At 58.8% G+C, this 2,169-nt stretch carries 3 protein-coding genes; all 3 read left to right on the plus strand.

Going from position 1 to position 2,169, the window contains the following annotated elements:
* The coding region (locus G5358_RS20830; protein ID WP_421324855.1) for an NADH:ubiquinone reductase (Na(+)-transporting) subunit B at positions 1 to 794 on the plus strand (794 nt) is incomplete at its 5' end.
* Positions 784 to 1,572, plus strand: coding sequence for a Na(+)-translocating NADH-quinone reductase subunit C (locus G5358_RS20835; protein ID WP_005343676.1), 789 nt, complete (start codon positions 784 to 786; stop codon positions 1,570 to 1,572). The genes G5358_RS20830 and G5358_RS20835, both read left to right, overlap by 11 nt.
* On the plus strand, positions 1,565 to 2,169 hold a 605-nt coding region (locus G5358_RS20840), incomplete at its 3' end, for an NADH:ubiquinone reductase (Na(+)-transporting) subunit D (protein WP_421324857.1). The genes G5358_RS20835 and G5358_RS20840, both read left to right, overlap by 8 nt.

Consider the following 2,169-nt stretch of genomic DNA (forward strand, 5'->3'; position numbering starts at 1 on the left):
TGCGCAAGCACGAGATCAACGAAGGCTTCTTCGTGACCTCCATCCTGTTTGCCCTGATCGTGCCGCCCGAGCTGCCCTTGTGGCAAGCTGCTCTGGGCATCACCTTCGGTGTGGTAATGGCCAAGGAAGTGTTCGGTGGTACCGGCAAAAACTTCCTGAACCCTGCGCTGGCTGGTCGTGCGTTCCTGTTCTTCGCCTACCCGGGCCAAATCTCCGGTGACGCAGTCTGGGTTGCCGTTGATGGCTACTCCGGCGCAACCGCGCTGAGCCAGTGGGCTCAGGGCGGCCAGATGGCGCTGATCAACGGTGCCACCGGTCAGGCTATCAGCTGGATGGACGCTTTCCTTGGCAACCTGCCGGGTTCCATTGGTGAAGTCTCTACCCTGATGATCCTGCTGGGCGCAGCCATGATCGTCTACATGCGCATCGCCTCCTGGCGCATCATCGCCGGCGTGATGGTCGGTATGATCGCCACTTCCCTGCTGTTCAACGTCATCGGTTCCGATACCAACCCCATGTTCAACATGCCGTGGCACTGGCATCTGGTACTGGGTGGCTTCGCCTTCGGTATGGCCTTCATGGCGACCGACCCCGTCTCCGCCGCCTTTACCAACAAGGGCAAGTGGTGGTATGGCGCCCTGATCGGCGTGATGGTCGTGCTGGTTCGCGTGGTCAACCCTGCGTTCCCGGAAGGCATGATGCTGGCCATTCTGTTTGCAAACCTGTTTGCTCCCCTGTTTGACCATTTCGTCGCTCAGGCAAACATCAAGCGGAGGATTGCTCGTGGCGTTTAATAAAGACTCAACCTTCGGCACCATCAGCGTGGTCACCGGCCTCTGTCTGGCCTGTTCCATCGTGGTATCCGTTGCTGCCGTTGGCCTGCGTTCTACCCAAGAGGAGAACAAGGCGCTGGATAAACAGAGCAATATTCTCTCCGTAGCCGGCGTGGACATCAGCGATGTAGCCAAGCGCGATCTGGCCAAGCTGTATGGCGACAAGATCGAAGCCCGTCTGGTGGATCTCGCCACCGGTAACTTTGTTGACGGCGATGCCGACAACTTCGATACCAAACAGGCGGCCAAAGATCCGGCGCAAAACATCCGTCTGGCTGCTGCCGAGGACAAGGCTGGCCTGCGCCAGATCTCCAAGCTGGTTCCGGTGTTCTTCGCCAAGGATGCCGATGGCAAGATCGACAACATCATCCTGCCCATCTACGGTCAGGGTCTGTGGTCTACCATGTATGCTTTCGTCGCCGTTGCCGCTGATGGCCAGACTATCAAGGGCATCACCTACTATGACCACGGTGAAACCCCGGGTCTGGGCGGTGAAATCGAGAATCCGGCCTGGCGCGAGCTGTTTGTTGGCAAGAAGCTGTTCGATCAGGATGGCATGCCGGCGCTGCGCGTCATCAAGGGTCACGCTCCGGCGGGCTCCGAGCACGAGATCGACGGTCTCTCCGGCGCCACCCTGACCGGTAACGGTGTACAGCATACCTTTGACTTCTGGATGGGTCCAAAGGGCTTCGGTCCTTTCCTGGCCAAGGTTCGTGCAGGAGAAATCAACAATGGCTGACAAGAGCGAAATGAAAAAGTTGCTGTTGACTCCAGTGCTGGGCAACAACCCCATCGCCTTGCAGGTGCTGGGTGTCTGTTCCGCACTGGCGGTTACCAGCCAGATGAAGACAGCGTTTGTAATGACCCTTGCGGTCATGGCGGTCACCGCCTTCTCAAACCTGTTCATCTCCCTGATCCGCAACCAGATCCCGAACAGCGTGCGGATCATTGCCCAGATGGCGATCATCGCCTCGCTGGTTATCGTGGTTGACCAGGTGCTCAAGGCGTATGCCTATGACATCTCCAAGCAGCTGTCGGTCTTCGTCGGCCTCATCATCACCAACTGTATCGTGATGGGCCGCGCCGAAGCCTATGCCATGAAGAGCGCGCCGCTCCCCTCCTTCCTGGACGGTATCGGTAACGGTTTGGGCTATGGCGCCATTCTGCTGAGTGTCGCGACCGTGCGTGAAGTGCTGGGCTCCGGCACCTGGTTCGGCATCGAGCTGCTGCCGCTGGTGAACAACGGTGGCTGGTATGTACCCAACGGCCTGCTGCTGCTGCCGCCGAGTGCATTCTTCATCATTGGTCTGATCATCTGGGGCGTGCGCACCAAGGA

This window comes from Aeromonas sp. 604176 (assembly GCF_049170755.1).
Taxonomy (GTDB): domain Bacteria; phylum Pseudomonadota; class Gammaproteobacteria; order Enterobacterales; family Aeromonadaceae; genus Aeromonas; species Aeromonas veronii_A.